Annotated in this window: 3 protein-coding genes; all 3 read right to left on the minus strand. The window is 57.5% G+C overall.

What is annotated here, in order from left to right:
- Positions 1 to 166: 166 nt before the first annotated feature.
- The 3 genes from JYB62_RS19545 to JYB62_RS19555 are packed head-to-tail and all read right to left on the minus strand — an operon-like array spanning position 167 to position 991.
- Positions 167 to 565, minus strand: a complete 399-nt coding sequence (locus JYB62_RS19545; protein WP_000158919.1) for a DNA-packaging protein FI — start codon at positions 563 to 565, stop codon at positions 167 to 169.
- The gene (locus JYB62_RS19550; RefSeq protein WP_449500891.1) at positions 552 to 791 is read right to left on the minus strand and encodes a phage tail protein; all 240 of its coding nucleotides are present in this window, start codon (positions 789 to 791) and stop codon (positions 552 to 554) included. The genes JYB62_RS19545 and JYB62_RS19550 overlap by 14 nt, the downstream gene beginning before the upstream one ends.
- Positions 792 to 802: 11 nt before the next feature.
- Complete coding sequence (locus JYB62_RS19555; protein WP_077814874.1) at positions 803 to 991, minus strand: head-tail joining protein; 189 nt, start codon at positions 989 to 991, stop codon at positions 803 to 805.
- Between the last annotated feature and the right edge of the window lie 14 nt (positions 992 to 1,005).

Below are 1,005 nucleotides of genomic sequence, written 5' to 3' on the forward strand. Positions count from 1 at the left end.
GCATAGCTGATATTTTCAGGGTCATCAAAAACACCACGTATCACCGCACCTGACTGCTCACCGGATGTAATGGTGGCTGACGTTCCCATGTACCCGCGTATCGTTTCATCGGCGCGGGCAATGGCAGCATCGAACAGGTTATCGAAATCAGCCACAGCGCCTCCCGTTATTGCATTCTGGCCAGGCCGCGCTCTGTCATTTCGGCTGCCACACCGGCAGAGACACGAAACGCCGTTCCCGGCAGCACAAATGCCACAGGTTCATCCCGCGTGGCGTGAAGTGCATCAGTATGCAGCTTCACCAGTGCCACGACCGTGACCAGTTCAGACGTATCCAGAATCACGGTATCCGGCTGCGCTGATCCCACCTCATTTTCATGTCCGGTCAGCACATTTTCCCGGCTGAGAGGGGTGTCCTGACCGGCAGTTTCATCCGTGTCATCAAGCTCCTCTTTCAGCTCTGCCACACGGAGCGCCAGTTCTTCTTTCGTCCCCGTCAGGCTGACATCACGGTTCAGTTGTTCACCCAGCGAGCGGAGACGGGCAATCAGTTCATCTTTCGTCATGGACTCCTCCACAGAGAAACAATGGCCCCGAAGGGCCATGATTACGCCAGTTGTACGGACACGAACTCATCTGGCGTACCTTTGTCTCACGGGCAACCTGTGACGCCGACTGCGATATCGCGGATGAAGCAACGCGGTTAATGGCCATTGCGGCGGCACCAGGCACCGCCGTTTTGCTGATACGGCTGAGGTTTTCAACGGCCTGCTCAAGACCTTTTATGGCCATACATCCCCCTTTCAGCGGCGACGGTTAACGGCAGGCGGTACGCCCCGTCCAAGCCAGAGATGACAACTTCCGCCATCATCCGGCGAAACCCGATCTACCCAGAAATTTTCCTCACCGATGGTCAGCGTGTCTCCACGCCGCAGCTGCCGCACCTCATCAGTCCGGACAAACAGGGACGGGCTGGAGCCTTCAACGCGCACGCCCTGTCCGGCAT

This window comes from Algoriphagus lutimaris (assembly GCF_017051705.1).
In the GTDB taxonomy this organism is placed as follows: Bacteria; Bacteroidota; Bacteroidia; order Cytophagales; family Cyclobacteriaceae; genus Algoriphagus; species Algoriphagus lutimaris.

Coding starts and splice junctions, on each gene's coding strand:
- JYB62_RS19545 (WP_000158919.1), bottom strand. CDS start 565: ATGACGAAAGATGAACTGATTGCCCGTCTCCGCTCGCTGGGTGAACAA.
- JYB62_RS19550 (WP_449500891.1), bottom strand. CDS start 791: ATGGCCATAAAAGGTCTTGAGCAGGCCGTTGAAAACCTCAGCCGTATC.